The organism is Streptomyces sp. enrichment culture (assembly GCF_964273255.1).
GTDB lineage: Bacteria > Actinomycetota > Actinomycetes > Streptomycetales > Streptomycetaceae > Streptomyces.
Genome location: NZ_OZ186835.1, coordinates 3,905,811 through 3,932,249, shown reverse-complemented (window position 1 = coordinate 3,932,249; position 26,439 = coordinate 3,905,811). Strand labels below are relative to the sequence as shown.

The following is a 26,439-nucleotide window of genomic DNA, read 5'->3' as shown; positions in this document are numbered from 1 at the left end:
ATGTCTCCACGTCATTACCGGACGCTACCCTCACTCGCGTGAAGCACTCCACTAACCCTCAGACGCGACGCGGCCGGGGCCACGCCCGCCGGATCGGCCGCAGCCTCGCCCTCGTCCTGCCCGTCGTCCTGGTGTTCTCCGGAACTCTCGCGGTCGCCCGGGTCGACTGGTCGGGGAGCCCCACGAGCCCGGTGCTCACCGCCGCCGACACCGCCGTGGCCGGTGCCTCGCGCAGCGCGGCGCGCGCCCCCCACGAGATCCTCCGCGACCGGCTCCTGGTCGAACAGCAGAAGAAGGACCCGGGCGTCGCGCTCACCCACCTCCAGGAGGCGGTCAACGACCGGCCGTCGCTGGCCCGGCACTGCGCGTCCATCGCCCGCGCGCTGGGCAAGGCAGCGGTGCGCGTCTACGGCCCGACGAAGGCGCAGTCCTTCTCCCGCCCGGTCTGCGACACCTCCTTCGCCTCGGGAGTCCTCGCCGCCCACCACTGACCCCCGGGCCGGCCACGGCACGTGAGGTCCCGCCCCCGCGCGGCCGACGGCCCGTGCGGGGGCCGTCCGCGGTCCGCGGAGGGCCCTCCGGGGCGTCCGGGAGTGCCACGTACAGTTCGCTCATGACCCATCCGAGCGCCGCGTCCCGCCCCGTTCAAGCCGTCGTCCTGGCCGGCGGTCAAGGTTCCCGGCTGCGGCCGTACACCGACGACCGGCCCAAGCCGATGGTCGAGATCCCCGGCACCGGGACCCCGATCATCGGCCACCAGCTGTCCTGGCTCGCGTCCGAGGGCGTGACGGACGTGGTGATCTCCTGCGGGCACCTCGCCGACGTCCTCCAGAAGTGGCTGGACTCCGCCGACCTGCCCGTGTCCGTCACCACCGTCGTCGAGACGGAGCCCCTCGGCCGCGGCGGCGGCCTCAAGTACGCCGCCGCACACCTCCCCCACCCGGACCGGCCCTGGTACGCGACGAACGGCGACATCTGGACCCGGTTCTCGCTGCGCGACATGGCGGACTTCCACACCGAGCGCGACGCCCTCGCCACCCTCGCCCTGGCCCGCCCCCGCATCCCCTGGGGCGCCGTGCAGACGGACGGCTTCGGCCACATCACGGACTTCATCGAGGCCCCGCCGTCGACGTTCGAGATCAACGCGGGCATCTACGTCTTCTCCCCCGGGTTCGCCGACCTGCTGCCGGAGCGCGGCGACCACGAGCGCACCACGTTCCCGCGCCTGGCACGGGAGCGGCGCCTGGCCGGCTTCCCGATCCCGCAGGGGTCGTACTGGCGCGCCATCGACACCGCGAAGGACCTGACGGAGGCCGCGAAGGAACTGGCGGCCCACGGCCGCTGACGCACGCGTCCACGGACGGACGAGCCGACGGGCCGTCGGGGCATCGGGGCATCGGGTCATCGGGCCCACGAGTTGACGGACTGGCGGACCGTCGGCCGGCGGGCCGGCGGGCTGACGAGCCGTCACTCCACCGACCGCCGGCCACCGGCCACCGGCGCGACCGTCCGCCGGCCGGATCTCCCCGAGAGGGCCTGCCCCACCCGGCGTCGCCTGCGCCCCGGAACCGCCCCGGAGGGGCGGTCGCACCGCGGCGGGGTCCCGCACGTCGTCCGTGCGGGACCCCGCCGTCGTCGGAGGGCCGGACCGGGCCGGCCTACCCCAGGAGGCCGCCCACCAGTCCGGGCTGGCCGGAGGACGAGCCGCCGCCCCCGGAGCCACCGCTGGGCGTGCCCTCGCCGCCGGTGCTGCCCCCGCCGGAGGTCGGGCCGGCGCTGGTGCTCGGCGCCTGCTCGACCGGGGAGGACTGCTGCGGCGGGGCCTGCCCGGCGCTGCCCTGGGTCTGGCTGGGCGTGCCGCCGGTGACCGTGCCGGTGTCCTGCGTCGCGCCCGGGGTGGTCGTCCCGGCGGACGGGCTGCCCGTACCGGCGGTGGCGCCCCGGGTGGGCGAGGTGGACGCGGACGGCGTGCGCTTCTTCGGCGTGGCGCCGGGCTCCTGCGGGAGCGGGGAACCGGGGAGTTCGTTGCGCGGGGACTCGCCCGGACCGGGGACGACGACGCGGTCGGCGTCGCGCACCGCGCCGCCCAGCAGCGACCCGGTGAGCAGGGTGATCCCGCAGACGATGACGGTGACCAGGGCGCCCCGGCGCAGGACGTAGCGGCGCAGGTCCCAGATGTCGGCGCGGGGGCCGAGGCGCCGCCAGGCGCTGCCGGCCAGGCGGCCGTCCACGGAGTACACGGGGGCACCGGCGATGATCAGCGGCGACCAGGCGGCGAGGTAGATGATGTCGGGCGTGTCGTAGACCGGGACGCTCTTCCAGCTGACGGTGACCAGCAGGGCGGCGGAGAGCAGCGCGCCGACCACGGCGGCCACGCGCTGCCAGCAGCCGAGGACGGTCAGGACGCCGACGATGACCTGGAGGAAGGCGATGACGAGGCCGGAGCCGACGGGGTGTTCGAGGGCGAACTGCCGCAGCGGCTCGGCGACTTCCCAGGGGTGCAGGGTGTTCAGCCAGGTGACCATGGAGCCGCGCTTGCCGCCGTCGAAGTAGACGGGGTCGCACAGCTTGCCCATGCCGGCGTAGATGGAGATGAAGCCGAGGAAGACGCGCAGCGGCAGCAGCACGACGCCCAGGTTCATCCGGCGGCCGGGGTAGTAGGCGTGCCGGGCCGGGTCGTCGCCGTGGCGCCGGGTGCGCGGGGCGTCCTCGTCGGCGGCGGGCCGGGCGTCCGTGTCCTCGAACCCGTCGTCGCCATAGCCGCCCCGGTCGTAACCGCCCGTGTCGTAGGCCGGTTCGTCGTAGGCGCTGCCGACGGTGCGCATGGGCGGCAGCAGCGGGCCGCCGCCGTGGGTGCGCTGGGCGCCGACGACCGGCGTCTCCAGGGTGGCCGGGTCGTCGCCGTAGCCGTAGCCGGCGCCGACGCGCGGGATGACCTGGGTGGCGCCGGCGTCGGCGAGGGGCTCCTCGGCGTGGCGGACGCCGTCGTGCCGCACGGCCTGCAGCAGGCGGTGGGCTCCGGTGTCGTCCGGCGCCGACCGGCCGCTCCAGACGACGGGACGGCGACGGGCGGCGCCCGGACCGGCGGCGCCCATGGTGGTGACCACGGGGATGCGGGCGGTGTCCTGGGCGGCGCTCAGGTGCCGGGCGATCCGCGGTGACTGGACGCGTCGCGCCGAGACGCCCAGCTGCACGCGGAAGCTGGCGTGATTGACGATGACCTGCGCCGGATCGCTCGGCACCTTCACCATGCTCAGCGCGGGAGTGTCGTCGAGTCCCAACGAGCGGTCCCCCGTGGGCGGGCGGGGTGTTCTGGTGTCCACACTCATCTAACCGAGTGACACGGGGTTAGGACACTGCCTTGACCGGCCGGATGTGTCCGGACCCCGTCAAGCCGGTCCGGACCGCCGGGAACACTCCGTGTGGGTGATACGGCCGAACGCGCGTTCAGGCGCGGCGGCGCGCCACCTCGTACAGCACGATGCCCGCCGCGACACCGGCGTTGAGCGACTCCGCGCCGCCCGGCATCGGGATCCGCACCCGCACGTCACAGGTCTCGCCGACCAGCCGCGACAGCCCCTTGCCCTCGCTGCCGACGACGATGACGACCGGGCCGTCCAGCGCCGCCAGGGTGCCGAGTTCGGCCTCCCCGTCGGCGGCCAGCCCGACGACCGTGATCCCGGCCTTCTTGTACGCCTCCAGGGCGCGCGTCAGGTTGGTGGCGCGGGCGACGGGCGTCCGCGCCGCCGTGCCGGCCGACGTCTTCCAGGCACCGGCGGTCATCCCGGCGGCCCGCCGCTCGGGGACGACGACACCGTGACCGCCGAAGGCGGCGACGGAGCGGACCACGGCACCCAGGTTGCGCGGGTCGGTCACCCCGTCGAGGGCGACGATCAACGGGTCCTGGCCCTCGTCGTGGGCGCTCGCGACCAGGTCCTCGGGGTGCGCGTACTCGTAGGGCGGGACCTGGAGGACCAGGCCCTGGTGGTTCAGCCCGTTGGTCATCCGGTCGAGCTCGGGGCGGGGGGCCTCCATGAGGTTGATCCCGCCGCGGTCGGCCGCGAGCTGGAGCGCCTCGCGCACCCGCTCGTCGTTGTCGATGAACTGCTGCACGTACAGCGTCGAGGCGGGCACGCCCTCGCGCAGCGCCTCGACGACCGGGTTGCGGCCGACGACCAGCTCGGAGGCCGAGCGGCCGCCGCGGCGCTGCGGGGCGCGGCCCGTGGCGCGGCGCGCCTTGGCCTGGGCGGCCCGCTGCTTGGCGTGGCCCTTGCGCATCTCGGCGGGGGGCGTGGGGCCCTTGCCTTCCAGGCCCCGGCGCCGCTGGCCGCCGCTGCCGACCTGCGCGCCCTTCTTGCCGGACATGCGGCGGTTGTTCGCGGCCATGAGGTACTCGTCTCCGTGAAGTCGTGCGGTGCACGCGGGCTCGCGCGTCCCGCGATGGCGTCCGTGGGTCCTGCTCCGCACGGGGTCCGTGCGGGTGTTGCTCTGCGGTTGTCGTCCGCGGTGGCGTGCCCGTACGGACACGCGGCCGTGTACGTGCAGTGTGCCGTCCGGGGGCCCGGACGGCACACCCGGTTCCCGAGTCGCACGCGGTCCCCGGGGGCGTCGTCGCCCCCGTGGCCCGTGTGGTCCTCACGCTTGGGGTGCCCCGGGGGTCCCGCGGCACCGTTGCGGCGGGCTCAGCGCGGGCCGAGGCTCCAGCGCGGTCCCTGCGGGCTGTCCTCGATGACCAGGCCGGACTGGTTGAGCTGGTCGCGGATGGCGTCCGCGGTCGTCCAGTCCTTGCGGGCCCGGGCGGCCTCCCGCTGGTCGAGGACCATGCGCACCAGGGTGTCGACCACCCCGTGCAGGTCCTCGCCGCGGTCGCCCTCACCGGCCCAGTGCGGGTCCAGCGGGTCCAGGCCGAGCACACCGAGCATGGCGCGGACCTCGGCGAGGCGGGCGACGGCCGCTTCCTTGTCGTCGGCGGCCAGCGCGCTGTTGCCCTGCCGGACCGTGGTGTGCACCACGGCCAGTGCCTGCGGCACACCGAGGTCGTCGTCCATCGCCTCCGCGAAGGCGGGCGGCACCTCGGCCGACGGCTCGACGGAGCCGGCCTTCTCCACCACGCGCTGGACGAAGCCCTCGATCCGCGCGAAGGCCGACTCGGCCTCGCGCAGCGCCTCCTCGCTGTACTCGATCATCGAGCGGTAGTGCGGGGTGCCCAGGTAGTAGCGCAGCACGATCGGCCGCCACCGCTTGACCATCTCGCTGACCAGCACCGAGTTGCCGAGCGACTTCGACATCTTCTCGCCGCTCATGGTGACCCAGGCGTTGTGCACCCAGTACCGGGCGAACTCGTCCCCGAAGGCCTTGGCCTGCGCGATCTCGTTCTCGTGGTGCGGGAAGATCAGGTCGAGGCCGCCGCCGTGGATGTCGAAGGCGGTGCCCAGGTACTTGTGCGCCATCGCCGAGCACTCCAGGTGCCAGCCCGGGCGCCCGCGGCCCCACGGCGTCTCCCAGCTCGGCTCGCCGGGCTTGGCCGCCTTCCACATGGCGAAGTCCCGCGGGTCCCGCTTGCCGGTCTCGCCCTCGCCGGACGGCTGGAGCAGGTTCTCCAGCTCCTGGTTGGACAGCTTCAGGTACGCGGGGAACGAGGTGACGGCGAAGTAGACGTTGCCGTCGGCCTCGTAGGCGTGGCCGCGCTCGATCAGGCCGCGCATCATCTCCACCATCTCGGTGATGTGGCCGGTGGCGCGCGGTTCGTAGGTCGGGGGCAGGCAGCCGAGGGCCCGGTAGCCGTCGCTGAAGGCTCGCTCGTTCTCGTAGCCGATGGCCCACCAGGGGCGTTCCTGCTCCACCGACTTCGCGATGATCTTGTCGTCGATGTCGGTGACGTTGCGGACGAACGTGACGTCCAGGCCGCGGTACTCGAACCAGCGGCGCATGATGTCGAAGTTCAGCCCCGAGCGGATGTGCCCGATGTGGGGCGCCGCCTGCACGGTGGCACCACACAGGTAGATCGAGACGCAACCCGGCTGGAGCGGGGTGAAGTCACGGATCTGCCGGGCGCTGGTGTCGTACAGGCGAATAGTCACCCCTCCAGGGTAGTGGGCCCCGGAGGGTGCGTGTGCCTCCACCGCCGAGCCGTCCCGGACGGGGGACGTACGGACCACAGGAGCGCGCACGGGCCTGCGGGTGCCCGCACGGACCCGCGGGTACGCGCACGGGCCTGCGGGTGCACCCACGGACCCGCGGGTACGCGCACGGGTCTGCGGGTGCACCCACGGACCACCGGGCTCCGGCCCGGGGCCGCGCCGGACACCGCACGCGGACGTCCTGGCACGCGGACCCTCTGGCACGCGGACCCCCTGGCACGCGGACACCGGCCCGTCCGCGTGCGGACCCGGGCGTCAGTCCGTCGGCACCCGGACCACCAGCGCGGTGGCCACCGCCATCAGCCCTTCGCCGCGCCCCGGGAAGCCGAGGCCGTCCGTGGTCGCCCCGGAGACCGACACCGGCGCCCCGGCGGCCTCGGAGAGGACCTTCTGCGCCTCGTCACGCCGCTTGCCGATCTTGGGCCGCGGCCCGACGACCTGCACGGCGACGTTGCCGATGCGGAACCCGGCCGACCGCACGATCCGGGCGGCCTCGGTCAGCAGCGTGACCCCTGAGGCACCGGACCACTCGGGCCGCCCGGTGCCGAAGTGCTGCCCCAGGTCACCGAGGCCGGCGGCCGAGAACAGGGCGTTGCAGGCGGCATGGGCGACGACGTCCGCGTCGGAGTGCCCGGCCAGGCCGGGCCCCTCGCCCTCCCACTTCAGTCCGGCGCACCACAGCTCGCGGCCGTCCTCGAAGGCGTGGATGTCGGTGCCGATGCCGACCTGCGGAAGCGGCGGCAGCGGGGGCAGCGGCGGGACCGGCTCCGGAGCGCCGGGCGTCTCAGAAGCCATCGTTGTGCCTCCTGCGGGCCAGGACCGCCTCGGCGAGGACCAGGTCCAGGGGACGGGTGACCTTGAACGCCTCCTCGTGACCGGGCACGGTGACGACGGTCAGGCCGAGCTGCTCGACCATGCTCGCGTCGTCGGTGACCTGCTCCGTGACGGTCTCGTGGGCGCGCACCAGCGCGGACCGGTCGAAGCCCTGCGGGGTCTGCACCGCGCGCAGCACCGACCGGTCCGGCGTGGCGACGACCGCTTCCGGGTCGCCGGGGGCGGCGGCCGGCTCGACCTGCTTGACGGTGTCGGCCAGCGGCAGCGCGGGCACGACGGCGGGCGCGCCGCCGCGCACCGCCTCGATCACGGCGTCGACGGTGTCGACGGGGACCAGGGGGCGGGCCGCGTCGTGCACCAGCACGATGTCGTACTCCTCGGGCAGCGCCTCCAGGCCCAGCCGGACGGACTCCTGGCGGCTCTCCCCGCCGGGCACCACCAGGAAGTCGGTGCGTTCGGGCAGCGCGTGCGCGTCCAGCAGCGTCCTGACCTCGGCGGCCCCGTCGGGCGGGGCGACGAGGACGACCAGGGAGACGGCGCGCGAGTCGGCCATCGCGCGGACCGCGTGGATCAGCATGGGCGTCCCGCCCAGCGCGCGAAGCGCCTTCGGGGCGCCCGGGCCGAGTCGCACGCCCCGGCCGGCGGCCGGGATGACGGCTGCCGTACGGCGTGTCGTACGGTCGGACGCGTCGGGCGCGGGGTTCTGCGACGGCGGGGTGAGGGGATCGTCAGACATCGGTTCCTGTCAGGTTTGTGTGCTCGGCCTACCTGGGTATGGCCTGGGCGTACCCGCCGCTCGAGGAGCGGAGGGATGACCGGGCGTGACGACTCGACCAGCCCCTTCCGTGACTCTGGTCGAGCCGGGACGCCCGGACCGGTGTACCGGGTGCGGGACGTGAGTGACGGCACAGCCCGCGCGGACCCGGCACGCACCAGTACGGCGTACGGACGGCCGGCCCCTCGCGGTCGCCGGCCGGGCCGCATGCCGGTGGCCGTACGCGCCGCGCAGTCGTATCAGTACCAGGCGGCCGGAGCCAAGGGGCGTCACGGGCAGTCAGCCGTACGTCCGACCGGCCGCATGGCGCACCGTCCGGCTCCCGGAGCCGGCGCGGAACCGGGTGGCGACGCCGCGTGTCCGGATGCTCCTTCGGACGGTCCGGACGCCGGAGCCCCGGCCACTCGTGTCCCGGGTGCGGACATGCCGCAGCGCCCGGCGACATCTCCTTCGTCATCGGGCACCACGGCATTTCACTGTGCTGTGCTTGCTGCGTTGTGACTGCTGCGCTCAGGGAGCGCCGAGCGAGCAGCGCTCCGCCTCGGCTCAGGAGGCGAGTACCTCGTCGAGCAGGGCCTCGGCCTTGTCCTCGTTGGTGTTCTCCGCGAGCGCGAGCTCGCTGACCAGAATCTGGCGCGCCTTGGCGAGCATGCGCTTCTCACCCGCGGAGAGTCCGCGCTCGCGCTCACGACGCCACAGGTCACGCACGACTTCCGCGACCTTGATGACATCGCCCGAGGCGAGCTTCTCCAGGTTTGCCTTGTAGCGACGGGACCAGTTCGTGGGCTCTTCGGCGTAGGGTGCACGCAGCACCTCGAAGACTCGGTCCAGCCCGTCCTGACCGACCACATCGCGCACGCCGACGAACTCCGCATTGTCCGCTGGCACACGTACCGTCAGATCACCCTGGGCGACCTTCAGCACCAAGTAGGTCTTGTCCACGCCTTTGATCTGGCGAGTTTCGATAGCCTCGATCAGCGCGGCCCCGTGATGGGGATAGACCACGGTGTCGCCAACCTTGAACGTCATGTGACAGGTACCCCTTCCGTGGCTATCCAGGGTAACACGGATACGGCGGGTTCTGAATGACGTTTTCGCAGGTCAGGGCCATTCTCGGGGCTTGACAACCGCAACATGAACGTGCATCGGCCGCGGAACGGAAGCAGGTATTCGCAGGTCGGAGCGGCTCTCCGGGGCAGGGGAAAGACGCACGTCACACACGCCGGAAGCCCGCCACGAGTGACCGAACATACCCAAATGTCCGGTTCCACATGCTCGACTTCCGCTACTCCGTTCGGTGCGCCGGGCGGGGTTCCGGCCGAATCGGGAATTGATCTTCACAGGTCCCGGTGAACGGCCGGTGATCAATTCCCTGGGGGGCGTCGGCACATTCCCGCACGGGGAAATGCCGACCGGCCGGCCGGGCTATGCCCGCGCACCCGGGTGACACTCCCGGGAGTAATGCGAATGCCCACCACGTGCCACGACATCCACGTCCCGAATGCGCTGCGGTGTGGGTGGGGGGCGTGGCCGAGGCGAGGGAACGTCAGCGGTGAGGGCGAGGGTGTCGACAGGGACGAGGGGGCGAGAAGGGCTAGGAGGCTGGGAGGGCGGGGTGAGGGAGCCGCCGTCTCGGACGGGAGCGAGAAGGAGGCGGGAGGGGTCGGCGGCACGGTCCGTGGCCTGTGTCCCCGCGACATGTGGGTGAGGACCTGTATGTGCCCAGGGCCTGTAGGCCAGGCCCCTGTGTGCCAGGGCCCTGTGTGTCCAAGACCCGTGTGCCCGGGGCCTGTGTGCCCAGAACCCGTGTGCCCAAGCCCGGGGTGATCCGGGTGTGTCGGGCGCGCCGGGCAGGCCGGGTGGACCGGATGGGGGCAGGCCGGGCAGGCCGGACAGGCCGGGCCCCCGCTCGGGCGGACGACCGGCGTCCGGAGACCCGGCGGGCTCGGCAGGCTCGTCGGGCCCGGCGGAACGCGGAGCCCAGGCCGATCACCGGACGGGCGCGCCGCGGGCCGATGGGCGGCTTCTCGGGGGAACGGGGCCGTTCCGGGGAGGGTCGGGTGCGGTCGGGCGGGGACGGCTCGGTAACCTGAGGCCGCTGACAGACACTTAGGGCGGCTTTACAGGTCGCCACGCTCGAGTCCAAGGAGTTGCCGCCGCCGTGAGCAGCAGCCTTCGACGCGGTGCCCTCGCCGCCGCCGCCATCGCGTTCTCGGTCGTCTCGCTCTCCGCGTGCGCGTCCGGCAACAACGCCGAGACCCTCCAGGTCAAGCCGGACAACGCGGCCACGACCGTCGGTGACATCAAGGCCCAGAACGTCGTCGTCATCACCCAGCCCGACCTCGAGTCCACGGGCCCGGCCGTCGTCTCGGCCACGTTCTTCAACGAGGGTTCCACCGACCAGACCCTGGAGTCCGTCACCATCCCGGGCACCGGCAAGACCGCCGAGCTGTCCCCCGCCGAGGGCGGCAGCCTGACCGTGCCGGCCGGCGGTTCGCTGATCCTGGGCGGCGAGGGCAACGCGTCCGCCGTCCTGCCCAGCAGCCGTGAGGCCGTCCAGGACGGCAACGCGCAGAAGGTCACCTTCACCTTCAGCAAGACCGGCGACGTCTCCCTCCAGGCGTTCGTCCAGCCGGCCGCGGGCTTCTACGCCGAGTGGGGCCCGAGCAAGGCTCCGGCCACGCCGCCGGCGCAGCAGAGCGAGGAGCCGTCCGCGGACGCCCCGGAGTCCACCGAGTCCGGCGCGCCTTCCGGCGGCAGCAGCGACGCCCCGTCGGGCAACCCCTCCAGCGACGCCTCCGCCAGCCGGCCGGCCGGCGACTGACCCACCGCGGGGCGCCGCTCAGGCGCACGCGGACATGCGGAAGGGCGGGACCCGGGTGCAGTACCCGGGTCCCGCCCTTCCGTCGCGTCGGTCCGCCGGACCGGCCGCCTGACCGACCGGATCCGAGGGATCCGCCGGCACGCGCCTCCTACGGCTCGAACTTGTAGCCGAGGCCGCGGACCGTCACCAGGTACCGCGGGGCCCCCGGGTCAGGCTCGATCTTGGCGCGCAGCCGCTTGACGTGCACGTCCAGGGTCTTGGTGTCCCCCACGTAGTCGGCGCCCCAGACCCGGTCGATGAGCTGCATCCGGGTCAGCACGCGCCCGGCGTTGCGCAGCAGCATCTCCAGCAGGTCGAACTCCTTCAGCGGCAGGTCGACCTTGGTGCCGCCCACGGTCACCACGTGCCGGTCGACGTCCATCCGCACCGGTCCGGCCTCCAGGGCCGCCGGCGTGACCTCCTCCGGCTCCCCCCGGCGGCGCAGCACGGCGCGGATCCGGGCGACCAGTTCCCGGGAGGAGAACGGCTTGGTGACGTAGTCGTCGGCTCCTATCTCCAGGCCGACCACCTTGTCGATCTCGCTGTCCTTGGCGGTCACCATGATCACGGGGACGTTGGAGCGGTTGCGCAGCTGGCGGCACACCTCGGTGCCCGGCAGCCCGGGCAGCATCAGGTCGAGGAGGACGAGGTCGGCGCCGTTGCGCTCGAACTCGTCGAGGCCGTCGGGCCCGGTGGTCGCCACGGCGACCTCGAAGCCCTCCTTGCGGAGCATGTACGACAGGGCGTCGGAGAAGGACTCCTCGTCCTCGACGACGAGCACTCGGGTCACGGAAGGACCTCCGGGGAGGGAAGCGTTTCGTACGCGGATGAGTCGGAAGCGTGGGGGGTGGAGGGGGACGACATGTGGGGGGACGACTGGGAGGAGGCGGACGCGGAGGCGGACGGGCCACCGGGCGACTCGGCGGGCGGTGCGGCAGGTGACTCGGCGGGCGACTCGGCGGCCGACCTCGTGGGCGACCCGGCAGGGGGCCCGTTGGGCGCCCTCGTCGTCGATCCGGCAGGCGGCGTCGTGGACGACCCCGCGGGGGGTCCGGCAGGCGACCCGGTGGGCGAGGCCGCCAGTGACGCGTCGGGCCGGTCCTCGTCGGCCGTCTCGTCGGCCGTCTCGTCGGCCGTGCGGGCGGCGCGTTCCCGGCTCGCCGGTGCTTCCGGCAGGCGCAGGGTGAAGGTGGATCCCTGGCCCTCGGCACTCCACACGGTGACGTCGCCGCCGTGCGAGGCGGCCACGTGCTTCACGATCGACAGCCCGAGGCCGGTGCCGCCGGTGGCCCGGGAACGGGCCGGATCGACGCGGTAGAAGCGCTCGAAGACGCGCTCCTTGTCCTTCTCGGAGATGCCGATGCCCTGGTCGGTCACGGCGATCTCCACCATGGGCCCGCCGGCCAGGCGGACCGAGCGGGCCGCTATGCCGACGCGGGTGCGGGCGGGCGAGTAGTTGACGGCGTTCTCGACGAGGTTGCCGAGCGCGGCGGCGAGCTGCCCCCGGTTGCCCCACACCCTCAGGTCGGCCGCCCCGTCCGCGGGACCGTCGCCGTCCTCGTGCGGGCCGTCACCGGCGCCCACGTTGGTGGCCATGGTGATCTCCTTGGTGCCGGCGGCGTGCCGGCAGCGTTCGATCGCCTCGGCGACGAGTTCGGAGACCCGGACGGGTTCGGAGTCCTCCAGGGGATCGTCGTTCTGCACCCGGGACAGGTCGATCAGTTCCTGGACCAGGCTGGTCAGCCGGGTCGCCTCGATCTGCATGCGCCCGGCGAAGCGTTCCACGGCCTCGGGGTCGTCGGCGGCGTCCATGACGGCCTCGGACAGCAGCGAGAGGGCGCCGACCGGGGTCTTGAGCTCGTGGCTGACGTTGGCCACGAAGTCGCGCCGGACCGCCTCGATGCGCCGGGCCTCGGTGAGGTCCTCCACGAGCAGCAGCACCAGCCGCGAGCCGAGCGGCGCCACCCGCGCGGAGACGGCGAGGGCCTCGCCGCGGCCGGTGCCGCGCCGGGGCAGGTCCAGCTCGACCTGCCGTATCTCGCCGTCGCGCCGGGTGTCGCGGGCCATCTTCAGCATGGGTTCCACGGCCAGCTTCCCGCCCCGCACCAGACCGAGCGCATACGCGGCGGAGCTGGCCTTGACCACGCCGTCGGCCTCGTCGAGCACGACGGCGGAGGAGCGCAGGACGGACAGCACGGTGTCCACCCCGCGCGGCAGCACGGGTTCGGTGTGAAGAGAGGTACGCGTGGGGCGGCGCTGTTCGCGCTCGCTCCAGCGGAACGCCAGCATCGCGATGACACCGGTGAGCACACCGGCGATCGCAGCCGCTGCGGCGACCGCCGCGTTCAGGTCCATGCCCCCAGGTTAGGCATGGGCCGCACGGTGGCCCCAGCCGTCCGGGGGCGACCTCGAACACTCGTCGCCCAGAGTTCACCTCGGAGCCAGGGATGGTTCATTTGAGGTGGTGGAAGCGGACGCGTGGCAGCCGCACCGTGGGAGCGTGGGGTTCGGACCGTCGGTGGCGCGGACCGCGTACCACCGCCCGCGCGGCGGACACCCGCCCCCGAACCCCGTAGGGGCCCAGGTCGCTGGGTCCCCGAGACACGCATGAGAGGAACCCTGATGCGGGACGCGTACCACGAGGAACTGGATTCGATCGGCGACGGTCTGGTGGAGATGGCCAGGCTGGTCGGGTCGGCGATCGGGCGCGCCACGACGGCCATCCTCGACGCCGACCTGAAGCTCGCCGAGAACGTCATCGAAGGCGACCTGAAGGTCGACGAACTCCAGCACGACCTGGAGGCCCGGGCCATCACCCTGCTGGCCCGGCAGCAGCCGGTCGCCACCGACCTGCGGATCGTCGTCACGTCGCTGCGGATGTCGGCCGACCTGGAGCGCTCCGGCGACCTCGCGCAGCACGTCGCGAAGCTCGCCCGGCTGCGCTACCCGGCACGCGCGGTCCCGCGGGACCTGCACGCCACCATCCTGGAGATGGGCCAGCTCGCGCAGCGCCTGATGGCGAAGGCCGGCGAGGTGATCATCACCAAGGACGTCGACCTGGCGCTCCAGCTGGAGACCGACGACGACGCGATGGACCTGCTGCACCGCACGCTCTTCCAGCACCTGATGGACGACCGCTGGAAGCACGGCATCGAGACGGCCGTCGACGTCACCCTGCTCGGCCGCTACTACGAGCGCTTCGCCGACCACGCGGTCTCGGTCGCCAAGCGGGTCGTGTACCTGGTCACGGGCGAGCACGCGGACGAGATCCAGGCCACCGACCTCCAGCAGGAGATCCAGGAGATCCAGCCCGCGCCGGGGACCGAAGGGGCCTGACCGCAGCGACCGGACGGGCGCCGAGGAGCCGTACGGGGACGGCATGGGCCCTGGCCTCGCCCGGCCCGGCCCACCCCACGCGACCGCCGACCGTACGGCCGGGGCGGGTGACGGCCGAGTGCCGCCGCCCGCGGTGCGAGCGCGACGCGAGCGCGACTCCGATATGACGGGAGTCGCGCTCGCTTCGCGTTCGCCTCACTTCGCCGGCGTCCCCCTGGTTCGCCGGCGTCCCCCTGGGCGTGAAGGGGGCGGGCGGGGGCTCGTCGGTGCCGGCCGGGCGCGCGTGAGCCTCAGTGCGCCGTTGATGCGCCCGGCCGGGCGGGCATCCAATGGGCACAGGCACCCGTTCCGAGGAGGGACCCATGGCCGAGACCCCCGGCACGACACCCGACCCCACGCAGGAGCGCGAGACCGAGCAGCCCGCCGACATCAGGAACCTGACCCTGATCGCCGCCTGCGGCTGTGGCTCCGGCTGCGGCTGCGGGTGCCAGTCGGGCAGCCCTGCCAGTGCGGCTGAGGCCGTAGCCCCGGCACACGGACCGAACGGCTGAACGGCCCGACCGTACGGACCGGACACGCAGCCCTCCCACCGGCGGGATCACCGGTGGGACGCGCCTGGTGGGCGCGCCGGTGGGCATGGCTGCGCAGGGCTGTCCGGGCCGCAAGGGCGGTAACGGCTGCAACGGCTGCTCAAGCACCGCTCAGGAGGCCCCGACCTCCGGCTTCCGCAGCACCGGCCCCCCGGAGCTGCCCGCGTCCGTACGGCCGCCGTCCGGTCCGCCGCCCTCGCCCGCGACCTCCGCGGCGACGGACGACTCCTCGGCGGGCAGCCGCCGCATGAGCAGCGCGTACCCGAGTCCGGCCACGGTGCCGATGACGGCGCAGGTCCCCCACAGCCACTCCGCGCCGAACCGGTCGATGACGAACCCGGACATCAGCGGGGCGACGAGTGAGGCGACGGCCCAGGACATGGTGTACATGCCCTGGTAGCGCCCGCGCCCGTGCACCGGTGAGAGCCGCACGACGAGACCGGTCTGCGTCGGCGCGTTGACGATCTCGGCGAGGGTCCACACGCAGACGGTGAGCGCGAAGACGCCGACCGACCCGGCGAAGGCCGTCAGTCCGAAGCCGTACCCGGCGAGCAGCGACGAGATCACCAGCAGCCGGCCGGGGTCGCGGTGCTCGATGAACCGGGTGACCGGGATCTGCAGGACGACGATGAGCACCCCGTTGACGGCGATGGCCGTGCCGTAGTCGGCCGGGGTGAACCCGGCCGCCCCCATCGCGACCGGCAGTCCCACCGATCCCTGCATGAAGATCAGGGCGACCAGGAACGACAGCCCGACGACGCCCATGAACCGCCCGTCCCGCAGCACGGTCCCCAGACCCACGGACTCCTCGGCCACGGCCCCGCCGGACCGCACCGGCCGGGATTCGGGGATCTTCACGAAGACGACGACGGCACAGGCCATGGTCATCGCCGCTTCCAGCAGGAACCCGGCGAGGTAGCTGTACTCGGCGATGAACCCGGCGGCCATGGCGGACACGGCGAACCCGAGGTTGATCGCCCAGTAGTTGAGGGAGAAGGCGCGGATCCGGTCCTCGGGCCGGACGATGTCCGCCATCATCGCCTGCACGGCGGGCCGCGAGGCGTTGCTGGCCATGCCGACGAGGAACGCCACGGCGGCGATGGCGACCGGGTGGTACACGAACCCGAGCAGGGCCACGGACACCGCCGTGGACGCCTGGGCGACGAGCAGTGTGGGCCGCCGTCCCAGCCGGTCGGTCATCACGCCGGCCCCCAGCGAGGACAGCACGCCGCCGAGCCCGTGCAGGGCGGCGACCAGACCGGCGTAGGTGGCGGAGTAGCCGCGGTCGAGCGTGAGGTAGAGCGCCATGAAGGTGGCGACGAACCCCCCGAGCCGGTTGACCAGCGTGCTGGTCCACAGCCACCAGAACGCCGGGGGCAACCCCGACAGGGTCTCCCGGAGCGCACGCCGCGCACGGACAACGGATGACATGGAACCCCCCGCGGGAACGGCGCCCCTCCCCGGAGCGCGCCGACGGCCACCAGGAGATGTAAGCACCTCCTACCGACGGCACACCTTACGAACGACGGGTTCCGCCGAGCCACCCGATTAACAGATCCCGTCAACCGTCCGCTGGGCGGGCGGGACGCGCGGCCCGTGCGGGCCTTCGATTACCCTCGGCCCCATGGCCGACGCACCGTACAAGCTGATCCTCCTCCGCCACGGCGAGAGCGAGTGGAACGAGAAGAACCTGTTCACCGGCTGGGTGGACGTCAACCTCACCCCGAAGGGCGAGAAGGAGGCGACGCGCGGCGGCGAGCTGCTCAAGGACGCCGGCCTGCTGCCCGACGTGCTCCACACCTCCCTCCAGAAGCGCGCGATCCGCACCGCCCAGCTGGCCCTCGAGTCCGCCGACCGCCTGTGGATCCCGGTCAGCCGCAGCTGGCGGCTGAACGAGCGTCACTACGGCGCCCTCCAGGGCAAGGACAAGGCGCAGACCCTCGCGGAGTTCGGCGAGGAGCAGTTCATGCTCTGGCGCCGCTCCTACGACACCCCGCCGCCCCCGCTCGCCAACGACGCCGAGTACTCCCAGTTCTCCGACCCGCGCTACGCGACCCTCCCGCCGGAGCTGCGCCCGCAGACGGAGTGCCTCAAGGACGTCGTCGTCCGCATGCTGCCGTACTGGTTCGACAACATCGTCCCGGACCTCCTCACCGGCCGCACGGTCCTCGTCGCCGCCCACGGCAACAGCCTGCGCGCCCTGGTCAAGCACCTGGACGGCATCTCGGACGCCGACATCGCGGGCCTGAACATCCCGACGGGCATCCCCCTGCACTACGACCTCGACGCCGACTTCAAGCCGGTCAACCCGGGCGGCACCTACCTCGACCCGGAGGCGGCGGCCGCCGCGATCGAGGCGGTCAAGAACCAGGGCAAGAAGAAGTAGGCTCGATGATCATGCCTCCCACCTGCGCATACGGCGCGGATGGGAGGCATTTTCACGGCCCGGGGGAAGAGGCGGAGAGCCTTGTCAGACGTGGCGGATAGCCTGCGGGAATGAGTGATGCGACCTGGGATGCCCTGACGGCGACCGATCTTCTGGAAGTACGGCGGCGTGCGGCCGTCGTGAACGACGTCGTCGGGGTGGAGCACGTGGCGGTGCCCGGCGCACAGCGCCTGGCCTGGAACGACGGGGGTGGTCAGTCCACGGTCTGGTATTTCACGGAGGACGGCCGCGCGCTGCTGCTGACGTTCGACCACGAGTCGGACCTAAATCTCTACGCGGAAGAGGACTTCGACCTGCAGGAGTCGTTCTTCCAGGGCGTCCCCGAGTCTCTCGTCGCCCTGGTCCGCGACCGCCCCGAGAACTACGAGTCGCTGAACCTCACCGACCCGGAGACGCAGCGGACCATCCACTACGCGGGCGGGGTCTTCTGGTACGACGGCTCCCGCTGGCACGTTGCCGACGGGGTGGCGGAGCACTGCCGGCAGGAGGGCCTGGACCTCTTCGGCGAGTCCGGCTTCGACTACTGCTTGAAGGTCTACCGCTTCGGCCAGAGCCTCACCCCGGAGACGTTCGTCGCGCTCCGCGACGAGGGCGGCCGGTACAAGGACGAGGAGGAGAAGGAAGCGGACCTGGCCCGCCTCCGGGAGATCTTCGCCCGGCACGGCTAGGCCCTGCGTGGCGGTCCGGGGGAGACCGTCAGGCGCTGGGGGCGGGACGCCATGCGTAGGCACCGGGTGACGTCTCGATCACCTCACGGGGGTAGGCCGCACGGACCCGGGCGAGGAGGTTGCGTTGCTCGGCGGCCCATGTCGGCGGCGGTACGGGCAGCGGGAGGGTGACGGTCGCGCCGGTGGACGGTGCGTCGTGCACGGACACGCGCAGCCCTCCGTCTTCCTGCGGCTCGAACGTGAGGGTCGGCGTGCGTCCGGAGTCGAGCCACGTGGCGGGCTGTCGGGCCTCCAGCGTCGTCAGGATCTCCTCCCAGTCGTCCAGGTCGTCGGGGAACAGGGTGACCGGGAAGGAGGCATGGAGGGCTGCACTGCCCTGGGCGACGATCTCGCAGTCGAGCAGGTCGTGACCGGTCAGGATGCCGGGCTGGGAGCGTCCCAGGACGCGGACGGCGAGGCTGTTCCCGCTGGTTCCGGGTCTGTCGGTCAGGTGGATCAGATCGCTCACGTCGTCCGGCGAGCACGTGCCCGGGGACAGCACGGCGGACGTGGCGGCGTGTTCCGCACACACCGCCCACCAACTCGTGCCGCCTTCATCCGTCACGAGGACACTCCACCGCGCGGCGCCGGCGCAGGGCGCGGCCCAGGCGCACTCTCCACGCGCGGACGCGGTTCCGGGTTTGTGGTGGCTCGCGTCCCATGGGCGCATCCGCTGCAGTTCCATGGCTCGCAGTGAAGCGGAAGCCCGCCCTGTACCGCTACCGGTGTCGGCCTTCGCCCCTGCGCCCTTGGTAAGGTCCGTCCCATGTCTGCTTCCTCGTGCGCGGCCGCCTGTGCCGCAGTGACCCGGACCTCCCGCTAGCGGCGGGACGTTCGACGCACGTCACTTCTCCTGGACGTCCAGCCGCTTCGTGATCCGACCGGAGCGGCACGTTCGTGCTGCTCGGAGCCATCTCTGAGCGACGGAGCACCTGATGCTTCCAGGCATCCTCTCTTCAGGCGGGCGACCCGGCCCGTCTCCCGTGCGCGCATGGCTGGTGCTGTGCGCGATGTCCATGTTGCAGTTCCTCGTCGCGGTCGACGTGACCGTGGTCAACATCGCGCTGCCCTCGATCGGCGCCGAGTTCGACACCGGCGGGCATGCGCTCACCTGGGTCGTGGTCGGGTACACGGTCACCGGTGGCGGGTTGCTGATGCTCGGTGGCCGGCTGGCCGATCTGCTCGGGCGGCGGCGTGTACTGCTGCTCGGCACTGGCCTGTTCGGGGCGGCCTCGCTGCTGGCGGGGCTGGCGCCCACCTTTCCACTGCTGGTCGTGGCGCGTCTCGTGCAGGGGGCCGGTGAGGCCGTGGTGCTCCCCGCCGCGATGGCCGTCGTCGTCCTGACGTTTCCCGAAGGGCCGCGCCGGTCCCGGGCGTTGGGTGTGTGGGCGGCGGTGGCCAGCTGCGGTCTCGTGCTCGGGTTCGTCCTGTCGGGGTTCATCACCGCCCACTGGGGGTGGCGGTGGATCTTCCTGGTGTCGGTCCCGTTCGTCCTGGTCGTGCTGGTGGCAGTGGTGCTCCTGGTCGAGCGCGACCGGCCGTCGACCGGGGAGGCGCCGCCGTTGGACTACCCCGGCGCGCTGCTGCTCACCGCGTGCCCGCTGCTGCTCGCCTACGGTGTCGTGGAGGCCGGCGAGCCCGGAACTCCGGGCTGGGTCACCCCGGTGGCGCTGGCCGGAGCCGTGGCGGCCGGGGCCGGGTTCGTGCGGGTCGAGGGGCGCGCACGTCACCCGCTGCTGCCCTTGCGGTTCTTCGCCCACCGCACGCGGGTCAGGGCCAACGTCACCACGATGCTGCTGAGCGGCGCGCTGTCGACGTCGTTCCTGTTGTTCACGTTCCACCTGCAGGACCGGTGGGGCTTCGGCCCGCTGGAGGCGGGCGTGACGATGGTGCCGCTCGCGGTGGCGTTGATCGCCTGCTCGGTGTGCGCGCCGCGATTGCTGGGCCGGTGGGGAGCGCGGGTGTGCGTACTGGCCGGGCTCGGGTGCACCGCCGCCGCGATGGCCGCGATCACCCTCGTCTCGGCGCTGGGGGCGGGCGGGGTCGCGCTGGTCCCGGCCATGCTCCTGATCGCGGCCGGGATGGGCTTCGGTCTGGTGGGGTTGCAGTACGTCGCGGTCAGCGGCGTCACCGAGGACGACGCGGGGATCGCCTCGGGCATCCAGCGCGCCGCCGATCAACTGGGCGGCGCGACCGGGGTGACCGTCTGTGTCGGGATCGGGTTCGCCCCGGCCCTGCACTCCTTCGACCCGTTCGTGGTCGCCGCCACGCTGGCCGGCGTGGGGCTCGCGGCCGGTGCGCTCGTGGCCGGGCGGCTGCCCTCCTCGGGTCCCGCAGGGGGGACGCCGCCTGAGGCGCCGGAAGTGCCCGAGGCACCGGAAGTGCCCGAGGCGCCTGAGGCGCCCGAAGAGGCCGGGTGACACGTCCTCCCGGCGCCGGGCCGGGGTGTGCCGTCGCGTGACCGGGCGCCACACCCCGGCACGCCCGGGCACACCCCCGCCCGGCAGATCGGCCCGGCAGATCCGCCCGGCAGATCGGCCCGGCAGATCGGCCCGGCAGGTCGGCTCACGTGTATCGGCGCCGTACCCGGCTCCCTCCGGCATCACGTCCGGCCGCCTCAGGTCCGTCGAGCCGGCCGGGTGCAGGCGGTCACGGCGGCGTCGGAGGCGGTGTGTGCAGCCTGTGGTGCAGCCACACGTACACCGCCAGGGACAGCGCGGCGCGGGCCATCAGCTCCGCCCACAACGGCCAGGCCCTGAGGGCGGCTTCGGCGGACCCGAGCACGACGCCCAGCAGGACGGTGGTGAGCGCGCCCGCCAGGGCCAGGGCGAGGACGTAGTCGGCGCGTACCGTGCGGTGGCGGCTCAGCAGGGTGCTCAACAGGCCCGACGGGATCTGCACCAGGACGTGGAAGCTCACGCCGACCAGGATGAGGGCCGAGGGGACGAGACCGGGCGGGCCCGCCGTGGGGCCGCCGGGCTGCGTCGCCCGGTGGGCGTCCAGGGCCCAGGTCGGTGCAGCAGGAAGGTGAGGACCAGCAGCGCCCCGCTCAGGTGCATGGCGACGAGGTGGACCGCCGTCCCCTGGACCAGGCGCTTCGTACGGCTTCCGGCAGGGGTGGTCCGAGGGCGTCCGGCCGTCACCTCTGTCCCCTCGACCTGCTCCTCCGCCCGCACGGCTCACCTCGGCCTGCGGTTGCAGTTGCAGCAGGAGCAGCAGGCGCAGCAGCACGAGCAGGGCAGCAGCCGGGGCGTCGAGGGCAGAGTACGCCCCGGTTCAGGAGCACGGCAGGCTGCCCCGCACGCCCGCCCGCCGCCCGATGCCCGATGCCCGATGGATGCCCGACGCCCCGGGTCTCCTCCGTCGCCGGGCCACCGCAGCAGGCGCAGCGTGGGGTGCGTCAACGGACCGGGGGGAGGTACGTCGCCTTACGGGTCATCGGCGGTCCGGAGGGGCGTATGTCGTCATACGGGTTGATCAGTGGCCGTCCGTCGGATCATTCTGGGCCGCATGCATCTCGCCCCTACCTCCTTCGACCTGCCCGTCGCGGGCGACTACGCCCGTGACTGGGCCCTGGTCGATGTGGAGACCTCCGGTCTGAGCGCCCGGCGTGACCGGGTGCTGTCGGTCGCCGTCATCACCCTCGGGCCCGACGGCGAACAGACCGGGGAGTTCTCCACGTTGCTCGATCCGGGGTGCGATCCGGGCCCGGTGGACGTGCACGGGCTCACCGCCGAGCGGCTGCGGGGTGCACCGACCTTCGAGCAGGTCGCCGGACGGATCGGGGCCCTGCTCCAGGACCGCGTCCTCGTCGCCCACAACGCGCAGTTCGACTACGACTTCCTGGCCCACGAGTTCGCCCGCGCCCGGTTGTGGCTGCCGGTGTCGCAGCGGCTGTGCACCCTCGCGCTGAACCGCCAGGTGGACCCGCCCACGCCCGACATGAAGCTCGGCACCCTCGCCGCCCACTACGGAGTGCCGCAACAGCGCGCCCACGACGCGCTCGACGACACCCGCGTGCTGGCCGGGATCCTGCGGGCCACCCTGCGCGAGGCCGCACGTCTCGACCTGCCCCTGCCGCTGGTGTCCTGCCCGCCGCGCGGCGAGTCCCTGTTCAGTCCGAAACCGCCGAAGACGCCCTGCGCGTACCGCAATCCGGGGCGGATGAGCCCCGGCGGGCCGCTCCGGCAGGGGATGAAGGTCGCCATCACCGGCTCCACGGCCCACGCGCGCCCCGAGTTGGTGGCGCGTGCCGTCGAGGCCGGGCTGAACATGATGTCGTCGGTCAGCCGTCACACCAGCGTGCTGGTCACGAACGAACCGGATTCCGGCTCGTCCAAGGCCCGGCGCGCCCGTGCCGAGGGCGTCCCCGTCATCGACGAGGCCACGTTCCTGGCACTGCTGGCGGACGTACGGGCCGGCGTCGCCCACGAGGTGACGATCCCCCGCCCCGCCACGCCCACGCCGACGGCCCCGGCCACGGGCCCCGCTACGGCTGCGGCCGCGCCCACCGGCCCCGCTGCGGCTGCGGCACCTGCCACGGCTCCCGCCGCGTCCCCGGCGGGGGCACGCCAGGCCGCCGCCCGTCCGGGCGGGACGCCCGTGCCCGACGGCGCGGTATCCGCCGTCCCCGCTCCGCGCCGGTCCGAGCCGGCCGGTCACGAGACCGGCCGCCCTCTCGAGGGACGCCGGGTCCTGGTGCTGGGCGGGGTCCATGCGGAGGCCGTGGCGGCACGTACCCGGGTCGTGGAGCTGGGCGCGTCGGCGGCGATCAACCTGTCGGCCAGCGTCACCGACGTCGTGCTCCTGGCGGGAGGCGAGGCCGACCGGCGGATGCGGCGGATCACCGCACTCGAACTGCCCGTGCACGACCGGGAGTGGCTCGTCTCGCCGACCGTCACCGACCCGGACCCCTCGGCCTTCTTCTCCGCGCCTGGGCCACAGGTCCTGCCGCGGGGCGGCGTCGTCGATCTGCCCGTGCCGCACGCGGGGCCGGCACCGGAGTGGTACGTCACCGTGGGCTGGGAGCCTCGGATCGAGGGCGAGATCGACGTGGTCGCGTTCCTCCTCGACGAGGACGAACAGGTCGGCGCCGACGAGGACTTCGTCTTCTACGGTTCACCGGAGACGCCCGCGGGAACCGCTCGCCTGCTCACGGGTGGCCCCGCCGAGCAGACCGTCGCACTCGACCTGGCCTCCCTGCCGCCCGCCACGCAGCGCATCGTGATCGCGGCCGCCATCGACGGTGACGCCACCTTCGGCACGGTCGGCGCCATCCAGATCGGCGCCGCCCCCGGCAGCAGCGGTGCCCCGCTGGCCCGCGCCACGCTGGACGCCGCCACCACCGAACGCACCCTCCTCCTCGCGGAGATCTACCGCCGAGGGCCGCTCTGGCGGCTCCGCGCGGTCGGGCAGGGGTACGACCACGGGCTCGACGCACTGGCCCGCGGCTACGGGGTCGATGTCGACGGCTGAGGGATCCGGAGGGTCCGTAGGGGCCCTGGGGGTCCCGAGGGTCCGTAGGGGCCCTGGGGGTCCCGAGGGTCCCTGGGGTCCCTCCCGATCCCTAGGGGTCCCGGGCTCCCCGGAGGCCCCGGAGGGTCCGGCGGCTGACGATCCCCCACGGCCGGGGAGTCTCCGGCGGCTGAGGAACCCCCCGCCGCCGGTGAGTTCCCCACGGCCGCCGGTGAGTTCCGCCCGGCCGCCGGTGGGTCCCCGGCGGCTGAGGGAATCCCGACGCCCGCCGGAACCCCCGACAGGCCGGGCCACCTCATGAGCCGCCGAGCACCACCAGCTGCCGCGTCGCCCGTGTCATCGCCACGTAGTGGTCCACCGCTCCCGAGATGCCGGCGCCGGACGGCCGGGCACCGCTGCCGGCCCCGGCGGCGTCCGCGCCGAACCGCTCCGGTTCGACGAGGACGACCAGATCGAACTCCAGCCCCTTGGACAGTTCCGGGGTCAGGAATCGCACCCGCTCGGTCGCGCGCCCGTCGCCGGCCGGGGCGCCGATGACGCAGGCCGTGCCCTCGGGGTGGGTGGCGAGCCAGGTGTCCAGGGTGGCGTCGAGATCGGTCACCGCGCCATGGGTGACGGGGATGCCCGTGCTGCGGACCGAGGTCGGCACGTTGGCGTCCGGGAGCACGGCGCGGATGACCGGCTCCGCCGCCGTCATGATCTCCTCCGGCGTCCGGTAGTTGACGGTGAGCGAGGCGAGCCGGACGCGGTCGAGGCCGACGCGTTCGAGGCGTTCCTGCCAGGACTCGGTGAACCCGTGCCGTGCCTGGGCCCTGTCGCCGACGACGGTGAAGCTCCTGGACGGGCAGCGCCGCAGCAGCATCTGCCACTCCGCGTCGGTGAGTTCCTGCGCCTCGTCCACCACGATGTGCGCGAAGGGTCCGGCGAGCAGGTCCGGGGTGGCGGTGGGCAGTTCCGACGTGTCGACGAGGCTGACGTCGGCGCCCTGTCCGCGGAGCATGATGACGAGCCCTTCCCCGTCGTCCAGGTCGGCGCCGGAGTGGGCGGTGGCCTCGACGAGGTTGTCGACGACCTGGTTCATGCGCTCGCGCTGGGCGGCGAGGGCGGCCTCCTGCCGGCGGGCGCGCCGGTCCGACTCGGGGTCGCCGAGCCGGTGGCGGGCCGCGTCCAGGAGGGGCAGGTCCGACTCGGTCCAGGCCCGGGGTTCGGCGCGCTGGAGCCTCTGCACCTCGTCCCGGTCGAGCCACGGGGCGCACAGGCGCAGGTAGGCGGGCACGGACCAGAGGTCGGAGACGAGGTCGGCCGCGTCGAGCACGGGCCAGGCCCGGTGGAGGGCGGTGGCCAGTTCCCCGTTCCGGCGGAGCGCCCTGCGCAGCACGTCCTCGGAGACGCCGCCGTCCCCGGCCGGGCCGTCCCCCGCCGGGACGCCGTCCTCCACCGGTGCTCCGTCCTCCGCCGAGGCACCCGGCCCGTGCTGCTCGATCAGGATCGTCAGCAGTTCCTCCCGGATCTGCTCCCGGGCCTCGTTGTGCGGGGTGCCCGGTTCCACGGCGGCGAAGGCGGACGTCCAGTCGTCGGGGGTCAGCCAGAGGTCCGACCAGGGCGTCGTCACCGTCAGGGCCTCGGTGGGCGGGTCCTCGTAGAACCGGACGGCGGTGTCGATCGCCCGCACCATGTCGGCGGACGCCTTCAGCCGGGCCACCTCCGGGTCGGACTCCGGTGCCGCCCCCGCCCCCTCGTCCACCAAGTCCCGCAGGATGCACGTCTGCACGCCCTCCTCGCCGAGGCTGGGCAGCACGTCGGAGACGTAGTCCAGGTACGGGCGGTGCGGGCCGACGAACAGCACGCCGCCCCGGCGCCGCCCCACGCGCGGGTCGGCGTGCAGCAGGTAGGCGGAACGGTGCAGGGCGACGACGGTCTTCCCCGTTCCCGGCCCGCCGTCCACGACGAGGGCGCCCCGCGAGCCCGCGCGGATCACGGCGTCCTGGTCGGCCTGGATGGTGCCGAGCACGTCCCGCATCCGCGGTGACCGCGTGTCGCCCAGGCCGGCGATGAAGGCGGACTGGTCGTCGAGGGCGGCGGCGTGGCCGGTGAGACCGTCCGCCGTGAACACCTCGTCCCAGTAGTCGCTGACCCGGCCACCGGACCAGCGGTACCTGCGGCGGCTGGCGAGCCCCATCGGGTGGGCGTGGGTCGCCCCGAAGAACGGCTCGGCCGCCGGGCTGCGCCAGTCGACCAGGAGGCGGCGGCCGGTGCTGTCGGTCAGGCCGAGGCGGCCCACGTAGACGGGGTCGGTGCCGTCGTCGGCGACCATGCGCCCGAGGCACAGGTCGAGCCCGAAGCGACGCAGGGCGCGCAGCCGCGCGGTCAGCCGGTGGATCTCGGCGTCCCGGTCCATGGCGTGCCGGCCCAGCCCGCCAGGTGCCCTGCGTTCGGCGTCCAGGCGCGCGGTCAGCTCGGCGATCGTCTCCTCCAGGCACGCCGCGATCGCCGCGAAGTGCGCCTCGTCGCCCGCGATCAGTGCGGGGTCGGCCTTGGCGACGAGCCGGTCCGGCAGGTCGAAGGCGCCGGCGGCGTCGGCCGCGCCGTATCCGGACAGCATCGTACTCATGACGCAAATCACCCTTTTCCGCAGCTTTCTGGCTCCGGCCGGAAATTCTGCGGCAGAAGGGGGGCCTTGCCGCAAGCCCCCCAGTGCGCTATACGTTGAGAGTGGCGAGGAGTGGGCGACCATCCGCCCACCGCAGCCCCACCTCACACCACCGGGCCTTTCGGCTCCCACCACCGGGCCTTCCCGCTCCGGTCCCGCAGAGGGCTCCCGGTCCGGCAGACCGGTTCGAGCCGTTCAGCGCCCCCCTCACTACGGCACCGCCCCCGCGCGGGGCACGTCGGAGCAGCCATCGCGGTCGTCGAAGAACCGTCCGATGTCGAGAAGTTCATCCTGACCTACGATCAGCTCAGAGCGGCAGCTCTGCCCCCGCTCATGTCGCTCGACATGATCCGATCCGTGATGGAGGACCACCACCGTGGAGCGAACGTCCCGTCTCGATCTGAACGACGTCGTGTGGCGCAGGAGCAGCTACAGCAATCAGGAGGGCGGCGACTGCGTCGAGGTGGCCACCGGAGCCGCCGGACTCACCCCCGTCCGTGACAGCAAGGCGCCCCAAGGCCCCGTACTCACCTTCCGATCCGGCACCTGGGCTGCCTTCATGGGGGACTTGAAGGCCGTACGCCCACTGGCATGACGCCTGCCGATCGGTAGAAGGAGGAACC

At 73.2% G+C, this 26,439-nt stretch carries 22 protein-coding genes and 1 pseudogene; 11 read left to right on the top strand and 12 right to left on the bottom strand.

Going from position 1 to position 26,439, the window contains the following annotated elements:
* Positions 1 to 38: 38 nt before the first annotated feature.
* Together ACSU53_RS17035 and ACSU53_RS17030 are read left to right on the top strand one after the other, a co-directional pair.
* The gene (locus tag ACSU53_RS17035) at positions 39 to 491 is read left to right on the top strand and encodes a hypothetical protein (RefSeq protein WP_437028674.1); all 453 of its coding nucleotides are present in this window, start codon (positions 39 to 41) and stop codon (positions 489 to 491) included.
* Between the two features lie 122 nt (positions 492 to 613).
* The gene (locus ACSU53_RS17030) at positions 614 to 1,345 is read left to right on the top strand and encodes a nucleotidyltransferase family protein (protein WP_437028672.1); all 732 of its coding nucleotides are present in this window, start codon (positions 614 to 616) and stop codon (positions 1,343 to 1,345) included.
* A gap of 313 nt (positions 1,346 to 1,658) precedes the next feature.
* Here the strand turns inward: ACSU53_RS17030 and ACSU53_RS17025 are convergent, their stop codons facing one another.
* From ACSU53_RS17025 to ACSU53_RS17000, 6 genes are all read right to left on the bottom strand, one after another.
* A complete protein-coding gene (locus ACSU53_RS17025) occupies positions 1,659 to 3,329 on the bottom strand; it encodes a DoxX family membrane protein (RefSeq protein WP_437028671.1) in 1,671 nt (556 codons plus the stop codon).
* 118 nt (positions 3,330 to 3,447) lie between these two features.
* Positions 3,448 to 4,386 (bottom strand): 23S rRNA (guanosine(2251)-2'-O)-methyltransferase RlmB, encoded by a 939-nt coding sequence (gene rlmB / locus ACSU53_RS17020; protein WP_437028669.1) that lies wholly within the window; start codon positions 4,384 to 4,386, stop codon positions 3,448 to 3,450.
* 296 nt (positions 4,387 to 4,682) lie between these two features.
* On the bottom strand, positions 4,683 to 6,080 hold the full coding sequence (cysS, locus tag ACSU53_RS17015) for a cysteine--tRNA ligase (protein WP_437028667.1): 1,398 nt from the start codon (positions 6,078 to 6,080) through the stop codon (positions 4,683 to 4,685).
* Positions 6,081 to 6,395: 315 nt separating this feature from the next.
* Positions 6,396 to 6,935 carry a 2-C-methyl-D-erythritol 2,4-cyclodiphosphate synthase gene (gene ispF, locus ACSU53_RS17010; RefSeq protein WP_437028665.1) on the bottom strand — a complete coding sequence of 180 codons (540 nt, stop codon included), beginning with the start codon at positions 6,933 to 6,935 and terminating at the stop codon, positions 6,396 to 6,398.
* Positions 6,925 to 7,710, bottom strand: coding sequence for a 2-C-methyl-D-erythritol 4-phosphate cytidylyltransferase (gene ispD / locus ACSU53_RS17005; RefSeq protein WP_437028663.1), 786 nt, complete (start codon positions 7,708 to 7,710; stop codon positions 6,925 to 6,927). The genes ispF and ispD overlap by 11 nt, the downstream gene beginning before the upstream one ends.
* 585 nt (positions 7,711 to 8,295) lie before the next feature.
* The gene (locus ACSU53_RS17000) at positions 8,296 to 8,778 is read right to left on the bottom strand and encodes a CarD family transcriptional regulator (RefSeq protein ID WP_003953493.1); all 483 of its coding nucleotides are present in this window, start codon (positions 8,776 to 8,778) and stop codon (positions 8,296 to 8,298) included.
* A gap of 1,132 nt (positions 8,779 to 9,910) precedes the next feature.
* On the opposite strand from ACSU53_RS17000, the gene ACSU53_RS16995 reads away from it, so the two are divergent.
* Positions 9,911 to 10,573, top strand: coding sequence for a DUF461 domain-containing protein (locus ACSU53_RS16995; RefSeq protein ID WP_437028661.1), 663 nt, complete (start codon positions 9,911 to 9,913; stop codon positions 10,571 to 10,573).
* A gap of 148 nt (positions 10,574 to 10,721) precedes the next feature.
* Here the strand turns inward: ACSU53_RS16995 and ACSU53_RS16990 are convergent, their stop codons facing one another.
* Positions 10,722 to 11,402, bottom strand: coding sequence for a response regulator (locus tag ACSU53_RS16990; RefSeq protein ID WP_432054763.1), 681 nt, complete (start codon positions 11,400 to 11,402; stop codon positions 10,722 to 10,724).
* On the bottom strand, positions 11,399 to 12,967 hold the full coding sequence (locus ACSU53_RS16985) for an ATP-binding protein (protein ID WP_437028660.1): 1,569 nt from the start codon (positions 12,965 to 12,967) through the stop codon (positions 11,399 to 11,401). The genes ACSU53_RS16990 and ACSU53_RS16985 overlap by 4 nt, the downstream gene beginning before the upstream one ends.
* 267 nt (positions 12,968 to 13,234) lie before the next feature.
* Between ACSU53_RS16985 and phoU the strand changes: the two genes are divergently transcribed.
* A complete protein-coding gene (gene phoU, locus ACSU53_RS16980) occupies positions 13,235 to 13,948 on the top strand; it encodes a phosphate signaling complex protein PhoU (protein ID WP_437028658.1) in 714 nt (237 codons plus the stop codon).
* A gap of 362 nt (positions 13,949 to 14,310) precedes the next feature.
* Positions 14,311 to 14,499 (top strand): hypothetical protein, encoded by a 189-nt coding sequence (locus ACSU53_RS16975; RefSeq protein WP_437033496.1) that lies wholly within the window; start codon positions 14,311 to 14,313, stop codon positions 14,497 to 14,499.
* Positions 14,500 to 14,649: 150 nt separating this feature from the next.
* On the opposite strand, the gene ACSU53_RS16970 is transcribed toward ACSU53_RS16975, so the two are convergent.
* A complete protein-coding gene (locus tag ACSU53_RS16970) occupies positions 14,650 to 15,969 on the bottom strand; it encodes an MDR family MFS transporter (protein WP_437028656.1) in 1,320 nt (439 codons plus the stop codon).
* A 193-nt stretch (positions 15,970 to 16,162) separates the two neighbouring features.
* Here ACSU53_RS16970 and ACSU53_RS16965 point away from each other — a divergent pair, with 193 nt between their 5' ends.
* Positions 16,163 to 16,924 (top strand): phosphoglyceromutase, encoded by a 762-nt coding sequence (locus ACSU53_RS16965; RefSeq protein ID WP_437028654.1) that lies wholly within the window; start codon positions 16,163 to 16,165, stop codon positions 16,922 to 16,924.
* A 110-nt stretch (positions 16,925 to 17,034) separates the two neighbouring features.
* Positions 17,035 to 17,652, top strand: coding sequence for a hypothetical protein (locus ACSU53_RS16960; protein WP_437028652.1), 618 nt, complete (start codon positions 17,035 to 17,037; stop codon positions 17,650 to 17,652).
* A 28-nt stretch (positions 17,653 to 17,680) separates the two neighbouring features.
* Here ACSU53_RS16960 and ACSU53_RS16955 read toward each other — a convergent pair whose 3' ends face one another.
* Positions 17,681 to 18,256, bottom strand: a complete 576-nt coding sequence (locus ACSU53_RS16955) for a DUF5959 family protein (RefSeq protein WP_437028650.1) — start codon at positions 18,254 to 18,256, stop codon at positions 17,681 to 17,683.
* 445 nt (positions 18,257 to 18,701) lie between these two features.
* Here ACSU53_RS16955 and ACSU53_RS16950 point away from each other — a divergent pair, with 445 nt between their 5' ends.
* On the top strand, positions 18,702 to 20,111 hold the full coding sequence (locus ACSU53_RS16950) for an MFS transporter (protein ID WP_437028648.1): 1,410 nt from the start codon (positions 18,702 to 18,704) through the stop codon (positions 20,109 to 20,111).
* Between the two features lie 229 nt (positions 20,112 to 20,340).
* Here the strand turns inward: ACSU53_RS16950 and ACSU53_RS16945 are convergent, their stop codons facing one another.
* Entirely contained in the window at positions 20,341 to 20,610 is a 270-nt protein-coding gene (locus ACSU53_RS16945; RefSeq protein WP_437028646.1) for a hypothetical protein, read from the bottom strand.
* Positions 20,611 to 21,201: 591 nt separating this feature from the next.
* Between ACSU53_RS16945 and ACSU53_RS16940 the strand changes: the two genes are divergently transcribed.
* Positions 21,202 to 23,166, top strand: coding sequence for a DEDDh family exonuclease (locus ACSU53_RS16940; RefSeq protein WP_437028645.1), 1,965 nt, complete (start codon positions 21,202 to 21,204; stop codon positions 23,164 to 23,166).
* A gap of 295 nt (positions 23,167 to 23,461) precedes the next feature.
* On the opposite strand, the gene helR is transcribed toward ACSU53_RS16940, so the two are convergent.
* Complete coding sequence (helR, locus tag ACSU53_RS16935; protein WP_437028643.1) at positions 23,462 to 25,777, bottom strand: RNA polymerase recycling motor ATPase HelR; 2,316 nt, start codon at positions 25,775 to 25,777, stop codon at positions 23,462 to 23,464.
* Between the two features lie 294 nt (positions 25,778 to 26,071).
* Between helR and ACSU53_RS16930 the strand changes: the two are divergent.
* Both ACSU53_RS16930 and ACSU53_RS16925 read left to right on the top strand, forming a co-directional pair.
* Positions 26,072 to 26,317, top strand: a pseudogene (locus tag ACSU53_RS16930) (transcriptional regulator); the annotation flags it as partial.
* A complete protein-coding gene (locus tag ACSU53_RS16925; protein WP_437028642.1) occupies positions 26,229 to 26,411 on the top strand; it encodes a DUF397 domain-containing protein in 183 nt (60 codons plus the stop codon). The pseudogene ACSU53_RS16930 and the gene ACSU53_RS16925, both read left to right, overlap by 89 nt.
* Positions 26,412 to 26,439 lie beyond the last annotated feature (28 nt).

Excerpts from the sequence above, each read along its gene's own strand:
- ACSU53_RS16940 (WP_437028645.1), top strand. The coding sequence starts at position 21,202 with ATGCATCTCGCCCCTACCTCCTTCGACCTGCCCGTCGCGGGCGACTAC.
- ACSU53_RS16975 (WP_437033496.1), top strand. The coding sequence starts at position 14,311 with ATGGCCGAGACCCCCGGCACGACACCCGACCCCACGCAGGAGCGCGAG.
- ACSU53_RS16985 (WP_437028660.1), bottom strand. The coding sequence starts at position 12,967 with ATGGACCTGAACGCGGCGGTCGCCGCAGCGGCTGCGATCGCCGGTGTG.
- ACSU53_RS17030 (WP_437028672.1), top strand. The coding sequence starts at position 614 with ATGACCCATCCGAGCGCCGCGTCCCGCCCCGTTCAAGCCGTCGTCCTG.
- ACSU53_RS16960 (WP_437028652.1), top strand. The coding sequence starts at position 17,035 with ATGAGTGATGCGACCTGGGATGCCCTGACGGCGACCGATCTTCTGGAA.
- rlmB (WP_437028669.1), bottom strand. The coding sequence starts at position 4,386 with ATGGCCGCGAACAACCGCCGCATGTCCGGCAAGAAGGGCGCGCAGGTC.
- ACSU53_RS17025 (WP_437028671.1), bottom strand. The coding sequence starts at position 3,329 with ATGAGTGTGGACACCAGAACACCCCGCCCGCCCACGGGGGACCGCTCG.
- ACSU53_RS16970 (WP_437028656.1), bottom strand. The coding sequence starts at position 15,969 with ATGTCATCCGTTGTCCGTGCGCGGCGTGCGCTCCGGGAGACCCTGTCG.
- ACSU53_RS16950 (WP_437028648.1), top strand. The coding sequence starts at position 18,702 with ATGTCCATGTTGCAGTTCCTCGTCGCGGTCGACGTGACCGTGGTCAAC.
- ACSU53_RS17000 (WP_003953493.1), bottom strand. The coding sequence starts at position 8,778 with ATGACGTTCAAGGTTGGCGACACCGTGGTCTATCCCCATCACGGGGCC.
- ispF (WP_437028665.1), bottom strand. The coding sequence starts at position 6,935 with ATGGCTTCTGAGACGCCCGGCGCTCCGGAGCCGGTCCCGCCGCTGCCC.
- ispD (WP_437028663.1), bottom strand. The coding sequence starts at position 7,710 with ATGTCTGACGATCCCCTCACCCCGCCGTCGCAGAACCCCGCGCCCGAC.
- phoU (WP_437028658.1), top strand. The coding sequence starts at position 13,235 with ATGCGGGACGCGTACCACGAGGAACTGGATTCGATCGGCGACGGTCTG.
- helR (WP_437028643.1), bottom strand. The coding sequence starts at position 25,777 with ATGAGTACGATGCTGTCCGGATACGGCGCGGCCGACGCCGCCGGCGCC.
- ACSU53_RS16965 (WP_437028654.1), top strand. The coding sequence starts at position 16,163 with ATGGCCGACGCACCGTACAAGCTGATCCTCCTCCGCCACGGCGAGAGC.